Source organism: Phyllobacterium sp. NPDC097923 (assembly GCF_044760925.1).
GTDB lineage: Bacteria > Pseudomonadota > Alphaproteobacteria > Rhizobiales > Rhizobiaceae > Phyllobacterium > Phyllobacterium calauticae.
On the sequence record NZ_JBIWBL010000008.1, the window covers coordinates 46,324 to 63,049 of the forward strand.

Sequence of the window (16,726 nt, forward strand, 5' to 3'; positions counted from 1 at the left end):
AGAGTCTCGAAGTAGGCAGTATGGTGGGATAGTATAGTTCACCGATTGATCTCTAACCAAACAGGTGCGTGGACACTCGCGTGCGCCCATCCACGTGCGGCTCTGTCCACGTTTGCCTGTTTCAGGCGACTTGCGATGGCGGGACTTACCAGGAAATGATCAATCCGCAGTCCCGAACGGCCGAAAGCATTTCGGAAATATATCCAGAACGTGAAAATTCGTTCATCAGGATTGCGTCAATCCAGCCTTGAGTGATTAATTCCTGGAAGGCCGATCGCACTTCGGGGCGAAACAGTGCATCATGCCGCCATCGCTCCGGTGCATACACATCCCGATCCTTGAGTATGACGTTATAATCGCCGGTGAGTATGGTCGGCAGATCAAGTGCCAATAATTCGGCGGCGTAGGCGGGAGACGGTGAAACCAACTGAGTTTAAAGTCAAATTTTGGGCCCCGGGCAGGGTTGCCATTGGTGAGATAGACGCAGCCGATGACTACTCCACCATCGATGGCCGCCTCGATATAGCGACTGTGTTTATCGTCGGCATCACCGGGTAAGCCGCGACGGGTTGCAATAGGAACCATGTCGCGGGCAAGAATGGCAAGGCCATTCCAGCTTTTTTGTCCATGCCAGTTTGCGCCAAATCTCGCCCGCTCAAGCGCGCTTTCCGGAAAGTTTTCGTTGGGAGCTTTCAGTTCCTGCAGGCACACAACGTCTGGCTCGCACTGTGCGAGCCATCCAAGCAGAACCGTGCTGCCAAATTGTTGGGCCTGCCGCTCATTTGGATCAGGCGCTACGCTTGCACAGAACGAGCAGATTGATTTTGCTCTACTCGATGTGAATTTGAAGCAAGCCACAAGTTTTCCGGTCGCTAACTTTTTGCGAGAGAGGCAAATTCCGTTTATGTTTCCGACCGGTGATCCATCGTCGATTACAACGGAATATGCCGATATCTCCGTGCTGGATAAACCTGTGTCGCACCTTCAGCTTCAAATTTTTCTAGCGATACGTCGATATCGCGTTATGAATTCTGCTCGACGGTGGAAAGCGGAATGGATACATGGATGGTCACACCATCTGGTTTCCAACTGCGATCGATCCGGCCGCACAACTGGCTTTCGATAATGGCCTTTTCAAGCGTGGCACCAAAACCCCGATGATCGGTTGGATCGGAGATTGCTGGCCCACCACTTTCAATCCATTCCAAACTTAGATCATTATCATCGTCGCAAATATTAATACGAAGATGGCCATCTGGCGTAGACAGTGCGCCATATTTCGCCGCGTTGGTTGCGAACTCATGCAACACAAGTGAAAGTCCGGTAAGTGCACTACTTTGAATAGTGATGTTATCTCCCGAGATTTCTATCCGAGTGAGATCAGCGAGGTCGCGATACGGAGCAAGCATGGCTTCCAGCAACTGATGGAGCGACGTAGAAGCCGGGGCTTCCAGATGTTCGTCACTAAGATTAGGCAGGGTCATAATATGGGCCGTGGCGAGCGCCGCCAGCCGTTCCCGGATGGATGCGACCAGACTTTCTATAGAGGAGGCGTTGCGGCCACTCAACGCAACGACGCCGCTGGCCACAGCGAAGAGGTTTTTAACTCGGTGATTCATTTCCCGTAAGAGCAGATTTTGACGTTCATGCGCTTTTCGTCGTTCAGTGACATCGCGAGCGATTTTGGAAGCACCATATACCTTACCGGTCGCGTCCCGAAGAGGCGATACTGACAGGGATATATCAACAAAGGAGCCATCTTTGCGTTTACGAATCGTCTCGTAATGATCAATGCGCTCGCCGTTGCGCAGTCTTCGCAAAATACTGGGCTCTTCATCGACCATCTCTTCTGGTATGAGAGTTGTAACATTCATCCCGACGGCTTCGACCTCGGTATAACCGAACAGCTTTTCCGCACCCCGATTCCAGCTTGTAATAATACCGTCCAAGGTCTTGGTCAAAATCGCGTCATCCGAGGACTCGACAATGGCCGCAAGCCTTTGTGCTGCTTGTTCACTATTGCGTCGCTCCGAAAGCTCTAAGCGTGCAGACAGCAGCAGACGGGCATTGTCGATTGCGACCGCAGCCTGGGCTGCGATAGCAGCGACGATTGTTTCCACTTCAGGGGTAAAAATGTCGGGCCGATCATGCCCAAAGAACAGGCCCCCATGAACTTCTCCAGTACGGGAAATAACGGGAACGGCGAGATAACTTACGAGCGGAGGGTGTCCTTTCGACGTACCCATGCCCTGTGTGCTTTTTCCATAGCGAGGATCGCTGCGGACATCATTGGAGCGGATGATCGAAATGTCCCGGAATATCGGATCAAATAGCGCGGGGTTGCGAGGCAGATCCAATTTCTCAAATGTCTCTTGGGGGATTCCCGACAGTGAGTAGGGAGAATAGCTTTCGCCCTCTTCGCTCGGCGCGTTATAAAAGGCCCCAAACTGAGCCCCTGTAAGGTCGGTAGCAACTTCGGTCACAGTCTGAATGATCCGATCAAGATCGAGATCACTGGAAATCACCTTGGAAATCCTGTTCAGGGTTTCCATTCGCTGCTTTTGCCGGATTAATGTTTCCTCTGCCTGTTTACGGGAGCTGATATCCACAAGCAAGTTTATGGCGCCAGTTAATGTGCCGTATTCATCAAAGAGTGGGGTCGGAAAGGGTAAAAATGGCACACGCGATCCATCCGGTCGTTCGGCAATGGCCTCGACGCCACGGACCGGTCGTTGAAGCTTTAATGCGAGCGCCATGGGACATTCGGCATGCGGAAGGGGTGTGCCGTCGGGCCAGAAGATTTTCCAGGATCCGCAAAACTCTGATTTTCCAAGCTCAGGACGTTGCCCCCAAAGCTCCGCAGCGGCTTCGTTGAAGAAAGTGATCCTGCCGGACGCGTCCGTTACGTAAATGGCGGCCGGCAGACACTCCAAAAGATAATCAGGGGTAAAGCTATCCCAAGGAAGCGTATTGCCTGCATTCTCCATCAAGATTTCTATTTTATTGGAAGCTAAATCCTTGCCGTTCATGTTGGTCTTGACTCCCAATAAAGCCGCACGGAACAGAAACAGAAAAATACAATGCTACCATTTTTATGATCGTCAAGAAAAAGTTTGCCTTGCGGATCAGTGAGCTCATTTCCACCGCTGGAGCAATGGTTGTGGATTGAGCTGTGGAATTGAGATCGTCCCTGAAGCTCAATGAATGATGATATTAACACCACCGATCGTACAGGAGATCTGTGTTGGCTGCTAAAGGACGGCTTTTGCGCCGAGGAGCGCCAAGCGGGCACTCGCGGAGCGAGACGTTCGAAGACGGCGGCTTCTGTCGTCGAGCTTCCGGTTTTCATCGCCCGGCAGCTTTGCGTGTCCCTGGAACGCCCACCGTCGGCGAAGGGATGGATCCACGAGATTAAATTCGATGGCTATCGCATTCAGATGCGCGTGCTGGGTGGCGACGTCACATTGAAGACCCGCAACCGTCTCGACTGGACGGCCAAATATTCGGCGATCGCGCGCACTGGCACCAGGCTGCCCGATGCCATCATCGACGGCGAGATCTGCGCACTCGACGAAAGCGGCGCGCCGGACTTCGCCGCGCTCCAGGAAGCGCTTTCGGAAGGCAAGACTGATGCGCTCGTCTATTTCGCCTTCGACCTTCTGGTCGAGGATGACGAAGATTTGCGGCCTCTACCGCTAACCAAGCGCAAGGAGCGATTGCAGCAACTCTTGGCAGATGCTGGCGATGACACCCGTTTACGCTTCGTCGAGCATTTCGAGACCGGCGGCGAGGCGGTTCTGCGTTCGGCTTGCCGCTTGTCGCTGGAAGGCATCGGATCGAGCGACAGGTCGGGTTCCCTTGAATCGCGTTCGCGCAGCGGACGGGACGGAAGCGCTGGCTCTGATGTCGCCAGCGGTGAAACTGCCGGTTTCCCGGATCGCCTGGTATCAGTTCCTAGCGCTTGCCCCGACGGTTTTCACTTTCGACGGACTTTCGCAGAGCATCCATGATATTGATGACACTATTCGGCGTGGCTTTCGGTTCAGACGATTTCCCCCTCGCCGGACGCTTCGACTTCTTCCGCTTGGCCTCGATGATTTCGAACAGCTTATCCTGCACCGGATCGGAAACCAGCTTGCTGTCCCAATGACTGGTTTGTTTATTGATCAGCTGCCGGATGAGCGGCATGACTTCCGAATCGGAGGGTTTATCGTCGATCGCCAAAATAGGCATTCTCGTCGCGAACCTCGTCGCCGTAGCGCAGGGTCCATAGCACGATGCCCTTGCCGCGCGTTTCGAGCATCACCGCGCGTTCGCGCCGCGAGATCACCAGGCGCGAAATTCCCACCATGTCTTCCTCGGCCATTGCATCACGGATTGCCGAGAACGCCTCCTGGCCGACCGGATCGTCCGGCGACAGAAAACAGGGCGTGTCGAGCCATATCCCTTCGATGGAATCGCGCGGGGGAGAAGATGTCGATATCGATGGTCTTGGGACTGTCGAGCGCCACGTTTTCCAGTTCCTCGTCTTCAAGGATCACGTAGTCGTTCTCGCCCCGCTGATAGCCTTTCACCTCGTCGTCTTCCTTGACTTCCTTGCCGGTGATGGCGTCGACGTAGTGACTGACGACGCGGTTGTCCCAATTTCAATCATGACAGTCAGCGTTTGCTGATGTTTTGGATGCTTGAACAGTGCCGGGTGTTCAAGCGGGTTGGCATTTCGTCGCCAGAAATCGCCCGGTTTCTGATGATTTCCGATATGTCAAAGCAGCAAAAGACCATGGGCGAGCCGCTGCGCGGACAGCTCTATGCGCTGCGCGCACCAAGCCTGCCAAAGCGCAGGCTTGTCCCATTCGGGTGACGATCTTCTCGCTGCCGGCATAAACGCTGCAGCATGACTTTCCTTCATAGCGCCAGGCGAGACCTTGTCCTGTCCCAGTACCTTCCAGATCCTGTGCAGTACAGGCCCCGACGCACAAACACCTGCTGAGATTGGCCTGAAGAAACCGACCAGCTCGGTCCGCTATCCAAGCGGCCGATAGGGTGATGGCTGCCGCCATGATTGTATTTGCGAAGGAGAAGGGGACAAAAGAGGCTCGGCCTCTTTCCCCTCACAAGCAGAAAACCGGCATTCCCCAATCTTCCTCTCTGCGCTTTGCTCCGCTCGTGCAGACCTGCGGCCGTTCCGGCCTTGTCCTCGCCAGCGCTCGGATGGGGATACCCCTTGCCGGTTTTCAGCTTGCCACCCCGTATCTCCGGTCTCGGCGACGCCAGAAGGGCAGGCGAGGGCCTTCCCTTCAGCCTGACAAAGAAACCCAACCCCGCCGGAACGGCAACAGGCCGACCGGCAACCAAGACAGGAAAGACAAATGAACATGAAATCCTTGAACCTTCTTTTCGCTGCCGCCGTCATTTCTGCAGGCGCACTTGCCCTTCCGATGACCGCTCACGCCGAAGCAAACAATGATGGCGACGGCGGTGCCGGAACACGCGGCGAATGGCGCGCGGAAACATTCCCGGTTGACGAGAGCAAGGGACCATTTGCCAATGCGCCCCTGACGGCTGAGCAGCTCGAGAATTGGCGCGCCGGGGCCGCCGCCTCGGTTGCATCCGTGAAATCGGTCGCAAAGTAGACCGCGATTGACAGCAAGACCGGACTGGAGCGTGCGCGCTCCGGTCCGGGCATCGCCCACTTATCCCATTCACAAAACCAGCAACAATCCTCAGCCGGGCAGGGCTCTTGCCTGCGCACCGAAACATTCCGTTTTCGGAAATCATGGAGATGGAAATGACCGTATATGCACATACTGCCCGATTTGATGCCGCCCGCGCCATGACCGACGATGAATTGCGCAAGGCAGCACCGTCGATCTTTGCAACCGCTGCCCATGAAAGCCGGTCAGACCGCTTTCAGCCGATTCCGACCATCGATATTCTGCGCGCATTGCAAGCAGAAGGTTTCATGCCGGTTGGCGCGCGCCAGTCTGGCACCCGCGATCCGGGCAAGGCACCCTTCACCAAGCACCTGATCCGCCTGCGCCGCATCGATGACGGCAAGGTCTATCGTGTCGGTGATACGGTCTGCGAAATCCTTCTCAAAAACGCCAATGATGGCACAAGCGCCTATGACCTGATGGCCGGTTTGTTTCGTATCCGCTGCGAGAATTCACTCGTGGCGCAGACCGGCACCATCGACAGCGTGAAGGTCCGCCATAGCGGCGATGTTGGCGCCAAAGTCATCGAAGGGACTTACCGGGTATTGCAGGAAGCAGAAGCGACGCTCGCAGCGCCGCAGGACTGGAGCACGGTCAAGCTTGCACCCGCCGAACAGATGGCATTCGCGGAAAGTGCGCACATCATCCGTTTCGGCATTGCCGAGGATGGCGAGGCCGCAACGCCGATCCAGCCGAAACAACTTCTGAACCCGCGCCGCTATGACGACAAGGCAAACGATCTTTGGACCGTCTTCAATGTGGTTCAGGAAAACGCCATTCGGGGCGGTCTGCGCGGACCGTTCCGCGATGCCGAGGGCAATCGAATTCGCCGGGTGCGAACCCGCGCCGTCAACGGTATCGATCAGGATATCAAGCTCAACAAAGCGCTCTGGCTGCTCAGCCAGACAATGGCCAACCTCAAAGGCGTCAAAGCCGCTGCCTGATTTTAACGGGCGGCGAGAGCCGCCCACTCGTCCACTCTTGAACGGAATAAAACAATGGGTGACCGTTGCTATCTGACACTGACACTCCACGGGCGCATCGAAACCGTGGCCGCGCTCGAACTGATTGTGCTTTCCCTGCGAACGCACGGTATGCGCAATGAAACAGTCGACGGTGACCACTGCCAAGAGTTTGCCGCTGCCTTAAGGAACGCCAGCAATCCGGTATTTTCATTCGAGGAATGTTTTGCCGATGATGTGGCACCCATTGAAGATGTTCTGCAAAGCATTTCGTTGCCCTATCGCGTCGAACATGGCGGGGGAGACGACTATCCGGCAACACGATGGTCATGGACACGCGAACTGGGGCGCGTCTTTGCAATTCAGGCGTCCGGATATGGCGATGTAGTTGAATCTTCCGCCTTGCATGCTGCCCTCGACGAGCCCGATCCGCTCGGTGCCGTCCGGAGCCTCTTCGACAAGAGTGTCGTTGCCTCGGGGTTTTACCTTCCGGACTTCTCGGCCGCTCCCTCAGTTTTACATCATCTTGGTGTTCTTGAAGGGGCAGGGACATGCTGACGCTGGAAGAGTTTCGCGCAACGCGCACCAGAGTTAAGGACCTTGCGCCTTACTTTGGTGTCGATCCTGACGGCAGCGCACCAACACCGGGTTTTGTCTATACGCAGGATTGTTATCTCGTCATCCTCGCCGGCAGCAGGGTCGAGCGCACCAATCTTGGCATTGGACCCAAGGAATGGACGACGAGCGATCTTGGCGCCCAGGAAGAACGGCTCTACTCCAGTTGGTACAGACTGGAGCATGCAGGCGAAGGCCAAGTCTCGTGAAAAGGCCAAAGCCCGCCAAACCCGCCGAAATGGCCCGCTATTCACTCATCTGGCGACTGCCGCACGTTACTTGCCCCGGCGAGCCCGTGTTGATTTCTGTCGACGTCGAACGTGGGGCCAAATGTCCGCCCGAGGTTTTGGCACTCTGGGTCCCCGGAGGCGGATACGCAGTGACATGGCAATTATTGAACCCTGCACCACCCCGGCGCTGGAGCATCGAGGCCAAAGGCCGAGTGCGTGAACTGAACCTGAAACGACGCCTTGAAAAGAAACTGCCCCTTTTTGCCAGCATGTTCGCAGAGCAGGAACTGGCACGGCGTCCGGACTATTTCGCGGGAAAAGACACACCAACTCCAGTAGAGAAAGCAAACCCGTCATGAATGCGATTATGCCCCGTGCCACCATTGAGGACATCGTGCGTTATCGCGATCAGGCAATGGCACTCTATGAAGCAGCCTACGCCAAGATTTCCGATGCGGCCGAAGCCATCAAGGCTGCACATGCAATGGCGCGCAACTGTCATCCTGGAACCAATAGCTACAACTATTCCGAAGTCCGAGAAATCGAAGCCTTCCGGAACGCAGTTTGCCTGCCGGAGCGGGCGCAATATCTGCGCACCGCGCGCCGTCTCACCGATCTGGACGCATGGAGCTGGATTGTCGAGCGCACCGACCTGCAACGCCTGATGGATACACAGGCGAAGGAGCAGCTCAGCAGTCAGATGCGCTACATCCCTGATCGCGTGGACCGCGACGGCCAGCTGATCAATGAGGAAGAGATTGCCAAAGGCATGCCGCCGCTTACCGTCGACAACATCATGGCAACGCTGGAACAGTTTGCGCTTGATGCCGATACGATTTTCCGGCGCGGCATTGCCAATGCATTTTCGAAACTGGATCGCCGCTTCCGTTCGCATGACGGTTTCAAGATCGGTTCGCGCTTGATCCTGACACGGGTGTTCAATGAATGGGGAGGCCTCAGCTATTCGAGCATTCGCGATACGCTTATTGATATCGAGCGCGTCTTTGCCGTGCTCGATGGACATTCGGAAAAGTCATTCACATCAGCCCTTTATGCACTCGAAAAGGACCGGCGTAACACATGGGCCAAGAAGCAGAGCGAGGTTGAAACCGAGTATTTCAAAATACGCAGTTTCATGAACGGCAATGCGCATTTGTGGTTTCAGCGCGCCGACCTGGTTGCGAAGGTCAACAAGCTCTTGGCCGAGTATTATGGCGAAGTCATCGGCGACGGGAGCCAAGCGGAAGAGGACCCTTTTGCCAACATCAAGAACCTGCCCGCCAAGCGGTTCGGCTTCTATCCGACGCCCGACGGCGCTTGCGACCGGGTATTCCGGAACATTTCAACGCTGCAGCGCGCGGACGCACCGCAGCTTCGCATTCTTGAGCCTTCGGCGGGCACCGGCAATCTTGCCCGCCGCTGTGTCCATTCCATCGAAGAACTGGACAATTGGTCCGGCGGCAGATCGCACTATCTGGAAAAATACCGCTTCGACAATCTCGTCGATTGCGTCGAGATCCAGCCCGCACTTGCAGAAAACTTGCAGGCTGAAGGCATCTATAACCGTGTCTACGCGAAAGACTTCCTGCAGCTGACACCCGATGTAACCGGGCTCTATGACATTGTCATCATGAACCCGCCATTCGACCGCGAGCGCGACATCGATCATGTCTTCCATGCACTGAAGTTCCTGAAGGACGACGGCTGGCTTGTGGCCATCATGTCTGCTGGAACTGAGTTCCGCGAGACGAAGAAGTCAGCGGCCTTCCGAGCGCTCATGCAGAAGATGAGCGCGCAATGGGAAGATCTTCCCGCAGGTTCGTTCTCCGCGTCCGGAACGAACGTCAACACGCTTTTCGTCAAAGTCTGGAAGAACGGCACCCGGTACGGCCGTTAGGTCGGCTGCGTGTCTCTCCGGTCGTCCCCTCCAACGGAAAAAGGCAGAACGTCATGAAACTAGAATTGCAGAGCATTCAGTACAACGCCGCTCTCAGCGAGGAAACCTACGCCTACAGTGCGAAGCTTTATGCAGACGGCAAGCATGTTGCCGATGTAGCCAATCGCGGGCATGGTGGCTGGGATGAACAATATTGGCGCGACCATAGCGCCCGGCAGGCCATTGAGGCATACTTTGCTACCCTGCCAAAACACGACACAGGCTATCAACTCAAGGGAGAGCCGTTCATGACTCAGCCCGATCTCGAAAGCTGGTCAAATGAACAAGTTGAACGCTTCGTGCTTCTCAAAACCATCAAAGCCGCCTGTCGCAAAAAGGTTGTCGGCATTATCGGCACCGATCAGTACACGTTCAAATTCGACCCGGACAAGCTCGATACGCCTTATTCCGACGGCCAGACCGCGCGGCAACTGTTCATCAAGCGCAATCCTGGACTGACCATACTCAACGGTCTCACCGATGATGAAATGATGGAGGCGATCCGGCCGCAAAGTGGCGCCGAACAATCGCGATGACAGCAGATGTTAGCGTTTTGGTAAGCGACTCGATCTGATAAGATGAAAGACTGATTTGAGTTTTGAATGGCGAAGCAGCCGCACCGAGCCAACCGGTGCATCGGGGCCATGGGGCTCCCGACTGTGGCAGAGGCCCTGCCGTTCGAACTTGGAGGTGCACTATGTGGTTTCTACCGCTTAGCGTCACCCTAGAAGTGAAAAAGAACCGGACGAGTTGGTCGCTCGTGGTCCGGTTCTCCATTTCACTGGGCTAGGAAAAGGGAGGCGGACTTCGGTCTGCCTCCTGCTCCAAGGCCAATATATACACTTTCCAGTGAAATTCCAAGCGCATGCTACGACCTGGCTGAGAACCGGGCGAGGGGAACCGTTCCTTTTCCCCTCGCGACCCCTTTCCCTGCGCTTGCCGTTAAATTGAAAGCGGCCTACGTCGCTTGGATCGCTTTTCTCACACGCCAAAGCGAATTCCGACATCGCCTGCAGCATCTCGCACAATTCACCGTCATGTTGGTCCGGGACTGCCCTAGGCCGCGCGGCTGCATCCTTTCATTTTCGGTTGATGCGATCCTGGAAAGTCCCCTGCAGGATTTTCATGCCAAGCATTTCGTCAAACGGATCATTGCCATTTGGAATGTATCATCCCGCCTTCGCGAGCAGCGGGAGATTACGATGGATATCTTGCATTAGCTGAGTTTGACGGAGAGGGTGATAGCCGCCGCACCGTCGACTTGTCGTCGGGTATTCCGCTGGCGCCGTAGACCCGATTGCAGGTCTCGCGATATCCTGGCACGAGCTGGTAACGAGCCCGTCATTCGGGTTTGCCTCTTCTGGTTTCTTTGCGTGAAAGGTGATGTTGACCGGCCGAGTGCCATGGTCATACCGCTGCAGCTTTGTTGCCGTCGTTGATCTGGATGAAATGAGGTGAGCCGAAATCACGCCAAACTGCCCTTGTTCGGCGCGTTGTCTTGTATTGGATGACTAGAACCGGCTGTCCGGCAAGCAACGGCGGGACCGAATGATTTTCCCCTGTCCTTCCGGACATTCCTCGCGGCCGGCTTCGCCTCCAAAATCATCCGCTCAGCCCGCGGCCTCGCTTCGTCCCCGCCGTCCTCCACTCGCGTTTCGGTCGTTCCGATGCATCCCGGCCTGTTGCCGGTTCTTAAACGTATCCATCGACAACGCGAACAAAGGAGCAAACGCGATGACCGACAACCTCGTAAACTTCATCCAGATCAACGAAGACAATACCCTGGCTGGAAACATTGCCACCGTAGCCTTCGACATCGACATCACCGGCGAGAAGCTGAACAGCGACAACCCGAAGGCTCCTGTCTTCAAGCTCTTCGCCAAGACTCCCCGCGGCCGCAAGATCGAAATTGGCGGCATCTGGGAAAAGACAAGTGTCACGAAGGGCACAACCTACTACACCCTGTCCGTCAACACCGGCTACGACAAGCTCAATGCCAATCTCGGGCGCTACCCGGGCCAGGACGACACCACCCTCATGGCCGTCATCTCCTGGGATTGAGAGCTGACGCGACGAAGGCCCCGCAAGGGGCCTTTTTCCATTGAAAGTGCCAACGAAACCCGAAAGGATGAGAGCCATGACCTACACCATTGAACCTTCCAAGTCCGGCGGATGGCGCGTGATAGATCCTCGTACTCGAGAAGGCTACGGCGGTGATTGCCCGACGATCGAGGAAGCTCAGAAGCGATTGAGCCAGGCCGAGGCAGACGCAGCCATGAAGCGCATGTATTGCCGCGCCGGATCCTGCTCACTCTGATCATCCAGAGATGCCCTGCAGCGTAGCTGCTGCACGAGCCGGCCCGCGCTTTCAATGGCGACGTAGGGTAGGCGAGTGCTTTTCTCCATCATGAAAATTCTGCCTTGGTAAGATCCTTGAGGCGATATGGCGAACCGCTCTGCGGCCGCGCTCTATGCCTACGGCACCGAGCCAACAATGTTGTCTCGTCCGATACCGGTCACGATCGCTTTCGCGGGCGCTGCACCCTTGGCAGCAGCGGGGCAACTACACCGCAAGCCATCAGTCGTACAGAACAGGCCCTCGGCTTACCTACAGCGTCCGACGATCAACGCGGCTTCGCCTCGTGCCTGACCAAGGATGAGCAGCCGGAACGCCGGCCGCACTTTATTTTTGACGAAGAGGAGAGGGGCAGAGGGGCCGACCGGCCCCTACCCCCTGCAAGCGCAAAACCGGGTATCCCCCATCTTCCGCACTGCGCTCACGCTTCGTTTGTGCAGACCTGCGGCCGTTCCGGCCTTGTCCTCTCTGCGATCGGAGGGGGAGACCCCTCCCGGTTTTCCGCTTGCCCCCCTTACCCCCGTGTCTTGCTTGCGACGCGGCAGGGACAGAGGCGAGGGCCTCTGCCCGCCGACCATTTGGCGGACAACCGGAAAAGGAGAGATTTCCAAATGAACGATACCATCATCATCGCGCTCGACAAGCTGGACCTTGACCCGAACAATGCCCGCAAGACGCGCACAAATGAATCCATTGAAGAAATGGCGGCGAGCCTGAAAGTCACGGGCCTCATTCAGAACCTTGTTGTCAGGGAGGGCGAGAAGAAGGGCCACTATCTTGTAACAGCCGGTGGCACACGATGGGCAGCATACAAGCTGCTGGCCGCCAAAGGCGACATCAAGAAGAACCACGGCATTCGCTGCATCGTGCGCACCGCCGAGGAAGCCACGGAAATCAGTCTGGCGGAAAACATCGTCCGCACCGACATGCATCCCGTCGATGCCTTTGATGCCTATTCCAGATTGGCGGATGAGGGCAAAACGATTGCCGATATTGCCGCCCGTTTCGGCAAGACCGAACATCACGTCAAGCAGCGGCTCGCACTGGCGCGCGTCTCGCCCGCAATCTTGCAGCTGTACCGCGACGAGGAAATTACCTTCGACCAGCTGAAAGCCTTCACCGTCAGCGATGACCATGCCGAACAGGAGCGGGTATGGAAGGAACTGCCAAGCTGGAGCAAGGAAAGCTATTCCATCCGCCGCATGCTATCCAATGCAGCGATTTCCGCGACGGACAAGCGCGTCCTCTTCGTCGGTGGCCTCAGCACCTATGAAGCAGCAGGTGGGCCGGTTCGCCGTGATCTCTTTGACAAGCCCAACAGCGGTTTTGTTCTCGATGCTGTTAAGCTGGAAAACATGGTTGCCGACAAGCTGCAGTCCATCGTGGAAGAGGTAAAAGCAGAAGGCTGGGCCAATGTGGACATCATTCCGGAATATGATCACGCTTATACCTCGCATATGCAGCGCTACTTTCCGCAACGCGTGCCCCTCACAGTGGAAGAACTGGCCACCCGCGACCAGTTGCAGGCAGAATATGACGCACTCGAGGAATTGATTGAAAATGGCGAGGCGGATGATAACGCGGAATCCAGAGCCGATGAACTGGTGGCACTGATTGATGCCCTAAATGATAGAACCTCAGTCTATGCGCCGGATTTTATTGCGACAGGCACGGTGTTCATTTCACTGGACTATCAGGGAAAGCCACGCATCGAGCGCGGTTTCATACCCCGCGACGATCAGGCCAGCAAAGGCGGCAGCGATAACGACAATGTAACATCGCATGATGACGACAAGGCTGTCGCCAAGTCCGAAATCGTCTATCCGGCCACGCTGATCGAAAGCCTGTCGGCGCAGAAAACTGCGATCCTGCGCGCCGAACTCATGAACAACGCCCATGTGGCGCTTGCGGCGACTGTGCATGCCCTGATGATGAAACTTGATGGCACCACTCGTTATGACGCGCAAACGTGCCTCAAACTCTCCTTGGACTTCGAGGCCATTGACAAGCGTGTCGAAATGACTGGCGGCAGTATTGCCCTCGATGCCGTCAACAATCGGGCCAGCCAGATTGGTGAAACCATTCCGGGCAGCCCGGACGCGCTTTGGACATGGTGCCTTGAACAATCCACTGAGCAGCTGCTCGATCTTCTGGCCTTTGCCGCCGCACAGGCGGTCAATGTGGTTGTGCTCAAGCACGCATCCAACAGCAATGCAGTGGCTCATGGCCACCGGCTGGCGGACGCTCTCAAGATCGATGTGGCAGATTGGTACGAACCGACAGCAGAAAGCTGCTTCAAACATCTTAACCGCAACAGCATTCAAGTGGCGGTTACGGAAGCGGCTGGACAACAGGCGGCAAGCGCCGTTGCCAGCGCCAAGAAGAAGGCCGAAGCTGTTGTCATTGCCGAACGACTGGTCAAGGATACCAACTGGTTGCCAAAATATGTGCGCATCGAGCAGCCAAACGCCAACAATGTTGCCGATCTGGAAAGCACGGACGACATCGAAGACGATGGGGAAATCGATCCGTCTGAGACAGATAGCTTCGACGTGGACGATTTCGAACAGGCAGCGGAATAACCGGCGAGGGGCGGCGCAAGCCGCCCATTCGTTGCCGATTATTGTTGAACGAATTGCGATATTCTGTATTATACAGAAAATACAGAATAGGAGGACGACATGGCCATGAAAGTATCGACTGCTGAATTTATCCGCCATTTTGGCCGGTTTCATGATCAGGCCCAAAAGGAACCTATCGTGCTCACGAAACATGGCCGGGACACTGTCGTTGTTCTCTCCAAGGAGGCATTTGAACGCATGATGGACAGTGCTGATCCGCGCCGCGTTTTCGCCTTGGGAGAGACGCCTGCTGACTTGGCAGAAGTGCTGCTGAACGGCCTGAACAGCCAAATCGCCGATCTAGAGGCCAAGACCGATGAGTGACCAATCCCGCTACAGCAGCGGATCAATCGTCCGCTATCCATATCTGTGGCGCTGGCAATCAGAGAAAGGCCGTGAGCACGGTGAAAAAAACCGACCCGTTTGTCTCGCCATGGCGTTCCGTGATCCTCGCCAGAATCTGACCCATCTGGTTATCTTGGCAATCTCCGGGACATCGCCACAGGACGAACAAGCCGCCATAGAAATTCCTGCGCTTGAGATAAGACGGGCAGGGCTGCGGGAGCATAAACGGGCGTGGCTGACCATCAGTGAATACAATTACGACGTGGCCGAGCGATCCTATCATTTTGATCCCGGCCAAGAGCCGCAAGGTCGCTTCAGCGATAAGTTCCTGCTCGAAATACAGCGCGCCTTGCGGCCACTGTTGCAATCGGCGAAAGGCAGGATCGACAGAACCAGTTAAGCAGAGGCGATGCCTCCTGGCAACGGCGCCCGCCCTCGTGCAGATCGCGGGTATCGAACCCGCTCCTGCCCGTTTTCACCGAAGCTCGCGTCTCTCCCGCGGTTTCGGTCAACAGGCCCCGGCAGCCAATGCAGCCGGGGCCTTTGCTATTGACTCACTCCCGGTCTGCCAAAAATCACATAACCTTTGTTATGGAATTAACCGATTGATATTAAACAATAATATTAAGTGGCTGCCTTCAATCAGTGATTATTCAATCTATTGTCACTTGACCTCAGTCAAGCGGTTGGGTGCACGCCTCAATGCCGCTGTTCGCATCCAGGAAGTCGGCGCTGTCAGTGACTGCTGATAGATTGACCCCTGTCAGCCAGTCCCATGCCGCCGCATCGCTCGACAGATCCTCGCCCCATGCCTCAGCCTCTGCGGGCGCGGCAACGAACAGTACGGGCCCGAGATCCATCGTTCGGCTTTTCGAGATTATGTGCTGTACGCTCAATGCGTGCACGATGCCGATCCCGGCATCTGGCGAACTTAAAAACGGTCGCAGATCCGATGGCGACCGGATCAATACAGGCTCACCAAGCATCGGATTGTCCTGCTTCATTTGAAGCGCAAGCACGTACTTGCCGCTGCCGGTGCCGCCATAGATGACGATCTTCGTCATCACAGCCATCTCAGGGCTTCTTCCGTTTCGTCGGTGGTGTTTCCGGTGGCAAAAACAGCGGCGGGTTCGACAGGCGATACATTGCCTTGCTGGTCATCGCCAACAGGTTCGCCATGGTGGTAGCCGCAGCCTGAAGAGCATATTCGTTGCCGTGCTGCTTCGCCCGGGCCTGCAGGCCATCCAGATAGAGCTGGCGGGTGCTGGGTGCCGGTTCTTCGTCCATCAGCCCAACTCCGCCAGATACAGGCCGACCGTGTTTTCTTCCTCTTCGTGCTTTTCGATGCCCTTGCGCCGGATGGCGATCACGCGCCGCAAGGCTTTGACGTCGTAGCCCTTGGACTTTGCTTCCTTGTACTTCCCAGACTTTTCGTCATTTAGGTCCTTAATCGTTTCCTCAACGCTCTCAATGTCGTTCACGATCTGCTTCAATATGCTGTTGCTGGACATAGGATTGTCTTTCTAAAATGGGTTGTTTTCGGCCAGTCCCTCGCGCGTGCACGCACGCGCACGCGAGGGACTACAGTTTCAGGTAAGAACGAAGAGCCTCTTCGACGATTGAAGCCGCCGTTGTCTTGCTCTCGGCCGCCCTGACCTTGGTGGCCACGATCAAACTGTCATCAATCATAAGCTTGAGCGGCGAGCGGGAGACAGCCGGAGCAGACTTGCTTGCCTGGCGAACAGGCTTGTCGCGACGTTCAGGGGAAATCTCGGCGTGAACCGGCAGAGGGTTAGTCGATACGTCCGGCATGTCGCTTGCCATTTCAGGCCCAGCTTCTGTCTGCTGCGGCGACGCTATGACACCGATCAGAAGATCATCCAGATTTGATAGGTTCCGTCTGGTTTTTGGCAGCGCGAACTTGGGGGGAGTATCAGCTGTCATCAA

18 protein-coding genes and 3 pseudogenes are annotated in these 16,726 nt (G+C 56.0%); 14 read left to right on the plus strand and 7 right to left on the minus strand.

Annotated features, from left to right (window positions below; translation table 11 throughout):
- Positions 1-38: 38 nt before the first annotated feature.
- Together ACIQWS_RS23890 and ACIQWS_RS23895 are read right to left on the minus strand one after the other, a co-directional pair.
- Positions 39-747, minus strand: a pseudogene (locus ACIQWS_RS23890) (exodeoxyribonuclease III).
- 275 nt (positions 748-1,022) lie between these two features.
- Positions 1,023-3,029: a PAS domain S-box protein gene (locus ACIQWS_RS23895; protein ID WP_223615644.1), complete on the minus strand. Its 2,007-nt coding sequence runs from the start codon at positions 3,027-3,029 to the stop codon at positions 1,023-1,025.
- A gap of 195 nt (positions 3,030-3,224) precedes the next feature.
- Here ACIQWS_RS23895 and ACIQWS_RS23900 point away from each other — a divergent pair.
- Positions 3,225-3,983: pseudogene (locus ACIQWS_RS23900) on the plus strand (ATP-dependent DNA ligase); the annotation flags it as partial.
- Here the strand turns inward: ACIQWS_RS23900 and ACIQWS_RS23905 are convergent.
- Positions 3,955-4,637, minus strand: a pseudogene (locus tag ACIQWS_RS23905) (Ku protein); the annotation flags it as partial. The pseudogenes ACIQWS_RS23900 and ACIQWS_RS23905 overlap by 29 nt on opposite strands.
- Positions 4,638-4,672: 35 nt before the next feature.
- Between ACIQWS_RS23905 and ACIQWS_RS23910 the strand changes: the two are divergent.
- The 13 genes from ACIQWS_RS23910 (at position 4,673) to ACIQWS_RS23970 (ending at position 15,179) form a co-directional block, all read left to right on the plus strand.
- Positions 4,673-4,861 (plus strand): hypothetical protein, encoded by a 189-nt coding sequence (locus ACIQWS_RS23910; RefSeq protein ID WP_403184909.1) that lies wholly within the window; start codon positions 4,673-4,675, stop codon positions 4,859-4,861.
- 508 nt (positions 4,862-5,369) lie between these two features.
- Entirely contained in the window at positions 5,370-5,633 is a 264-nt protein-coding gene (locus ACIQWS_RS23915; RefSeq protein WP_223615642.1) for a hypothetical protein, read from the plus strand.
- 155 nt (positions 5,634-5,788) lie between these two features.
- On the plus strand, positions 5,789-6,658 hold the full coding sequence (locus ACIQWS_RS23920) for a DUF932 domain-containing protein (RefSeq protein WP_223615641.1): 870 nt from the start codon (positions 5,789-5,791) through the stop codon (positions 6,656-6,658).
- 105 nt (positions 6,659-6,763) lie between these two features.
- Positions 6,764-7,234 carry a hypothetical protein gene (locus tag ACIQWS_RS23925; RefSeq protein WP_403184911.1) on the plus strand — a complete coding sequence of 157 codons (471 nt, stop codon included), beginning with the start codon at positions 6,764-6,766 and terminating at the stop codon, positions 7,232-7,234.
- A complete protein-coding gene (locus ACIQWS_RS23930; protein ID WP_403184913.1) occupies positions 7,228-7,500 on the plus strand; it encodes a hypothetical protein in 273 nt (90 codons plus the stop codon). Before ACIQWS_RS23925 ends, ACIQWS_RS23930 begins: the two co-directional genes overlap by 7 nt.
- 89 nt (positions 7,501-7,589) lie before the next feature.
- Positions 7,590-7,880 (plus strand): hypothetical protein, encoded by a 291-nt coding sequence (locus ACIQWS_RS23935; RefSeq protein WP_403184915.1) that lies wholly within the window; start codon positions 7,590-7,592, stop codon positions 7,878-7,880.
- A complete protein-coding gene (locus ACIQWS_RS23940; RefSeq protein WP_403184917.1) occupies positions 7,877-9,418 on the plus strand; it encodes a DUF4942 domain-containing protein in 1,542 nt (513 codons plus the stop codon). The genes ACIQWS_RS23935 and ACIQWS_RS23940 overlap by 4 nt, the downstream gene beginning before the upstream one ends.
- Before the next feature lie 53 nt (positions 9,419-9,471).
- Positions 9,472-9,993 (plus strand): hypothetical protein, encoded by a 522-nt coding sequence (locus ACIQWS_RS23945; protein WP_403184919.1) that lies wholly within the window; start codon positions 9,472-9,474, stop codon positions 9,991-9,993.
- Positions 9,994-11,191: 1,198 nt separating this feature from the next.
- Complete coding sequence (locus ACIQWS_RS23950) at positions 11,192-11,518, plus strand: DUF736 family protein (protein ID WP_403184921.1); 327 nt, start codon at positions 11,192-11,194, stop codon at positions 11,516-11,518.
- Between the two features lie 76 nt (positions 11,519-11,594).
- Positions 11,595-11,774 (plus strand): hypothetical protein, encoded by a 180-nt coding sequence (locus tag ACIQWS_RS23955; RefSeq protein WP_223615634.1) that lies wholly within the window; start codon positions 11,595-11,597, stop codon positions 11,772-11,774.
- 650 nt (positions 11,775-12,424) lie between these two features.
- A complete protein-coding gene (locus tag ACIQWS_RS23960; protein ID WP_403184923.1) occupies positions 12,425-14,395 on the plus strand; it encodes a ParB/RepB/Spo0J family partition protein in 1,971 nt (656 codons plus the stop codon).
- A 99-nt stretch (positions 14,396-14,494) separates the two neighbouring features.
- Positions 14,495-14,758 carry a type II toxin-antitoxin system prevent-host-death family antitoxin gene (locus ACIQWS_RS23965; RefSeq protein ID WP_223615632.1) on the plus strand — a complete coding sequence of 88 codons (264 nt, stop codon included), beginning with the start codon at positions 14,495-14,497 and terminating at the stop codon, positions 14,756-14,758.
- Positions 14,751-15,179, plus strand: coding sequence for a hypothetical protein (locus ACIQWS_RS23970; RefSeq protein ID WP_223615631.1), 429 nt, complete (start codon positions 14,751-14,753; stop codon positions 15,177-15,179). Before ACIQWS_RS23965 ends, ACIQWS_RS23970 begins: the two co-directional genes overlap by 8 nt.
- Positions 15,180-15,453: 274 nt before the next feature.
- Here ACIQWS_RS23970 and ACIQWS_RS23975 read toward each other — a convergent pair whose 3' ends face one another.
- From ACIQWS_RS23975 to ACIQWS_RS23990, 4 genes are all read right to left on the minus strand, one after another.
- The gene (locus ACIQWS_RS23975; protein WP_223615630.1) at positions 15,454-15,843 is read right to left on the minus strand and encodes a hypothetical protein; all 390 of its coding nucleotides are present in this window, start codon (positions 15,841-15,843) and stop codon (positions 15,454-15,456) included.
- A 10-nt stretch (positions 15,844-15,853) separates the two neighbouring features.
- Positions 15,854-16,066: a hypothetical protein gene (locus tag ACIQWS_RS23980; protein WP_223615629.1), complete on the minus strand. Its 213-nt coding sequence runs from the start codon at positions 16,064-16,066 to the stop codon at positions 15,854-15,856.
- A complete protein-coding gene (locus ACIQWS_RS23985) occupies positions 16,066-16,290 on the minus strand; it encodes a GapR family DNA-binding domain-containing protein (RefSeq protein WP_223615628.1) in 225 nt (74 codons plus the stop codon). Before ACIQWS_RS23985 ends, ACIQWS_RS23980 begins: the two co-directional genes overlap by 1 nt.
- 70 nt (positions 16,291-16,360) lie before the next feature.
- Entirely contained in the window at positions 16,361-16,723 is a 363-nt protein-coding gene (locus tag ACIQWS_RS23990) for a hypothetical protein (RefSeq protein ID WP_223615627.1), read from the minus strand.
- Positions 16,724-16,726 lie beyond the last annotated feature (3 nt).

Coding starts and splice junctions, on each gene's coding strand:
- ACIQWS_RS23895 (WP_223615644.1), bottom strand. CDS start 3,029: ATGAACGGCAAGGATTTAGCTTCCAATAAAATAGAAATCTTGATGGAG.
- ACIQWS_RS23910 (WP_403184909.1), top strand. CDS start 4,673: ATGTTTTGGATGCTTGAACAGTGCCGGGTGTTCAAGCGGGTTGGCATT.
- ACIQWS_RS23915 (WP_223615642.1), top strand. CDS start 5,370: ATGAACATGAAATCCTTGAACCTTCTTTTCGCTGCCGCCGTCATTTCT.
- ACIQWS_RS23920 (WP_223615641.1), top strand. CDS start 5,789: ATGACCGTATATGCACATACTGCCCGATTTGATGCCGCCCGCGCCATG.
- ACIQWS_RS23930 (WP_403184913.1), top strand. CDS start 7,228: ATGCTGACGCTGGAAGAGTTTCGCGCAACGCGCACCAGAGTTAAGGAC.
- ACIQWS_RS23940 (WP_403184917.1), top strand. CDS start 7,877: ATGAATGCGATTATGCCCCGTGCCACCATTGAGGACATCGTGCGTTAT.
- ACIQWS_RS23945 (WP_403184919.1), top strand. CDS start 9,472: ATGAAACTAGAATTGCAGAGCATTCAGTACAACGCCGCTCTCAGCGAG.
- ACIQWS_RS23950 (WP_403184921.1), top strand. CDS start 11,192: ATGACCGACAACCTCGTAAACTTCATCCAGATCAACGAAGACAATACC.
- ACIQWS_RS23955 (WP_223615634.1), top strand. CDS start 11,595: ATGACCTACACCATTGAACCTTCCAAGTCCGGCGGATGGCGCGTGATA.
- ACIQWS_RS23960 (WP_403184923.1), top strand. CDS start 12,425: ATGAACGATACCATCATCATCGCGCTCGACAAGCTGGACCTTGACCCG.
- ACIQWS_RS23965 (WP_223615632.1), top strand. CDS start 14,495: ATGGCCATGAAAGTATCGACTGCTGAATTTATCCGCCATTTTGGCCGG.
- ACIQWS_RS23970 (WP_223615631.1), top strand. CDS start 14,751: ATGAGTGACCAATCCCGCTACAGCAGCGGATCAATCGTCCGCTATCCA.
- ACIQWS_RS23975 (WP_223615630.1), bottom strand. CDS start 15,843: ATGACGAAGATCGTCATCTATGGCGGCACCGGCAGCGGCAAGTACGTG.
- ACIQWS_RS23980 (WP_223615629.1), bottom strand. CDS start 16,066: ATGGACGAAGAACCGGCACCCAGCACCCGCCAGCTCTATCTGGATGGC.
- ACIQWS_RS23985 (WP_223615628.1), bottom strand. CDS start 16,290: ATGTCCAGCAACAGCATATTGAAGCAGATCGTGAACGACATTGAGAGC.
- ACIQWS_RS23990 (WP_223615627.1), bottom strand. CDS start 16,723: ATGACAGCTGATACTCCCCCCAAGTTCGCGCTGCCAAAAACCAGACGG.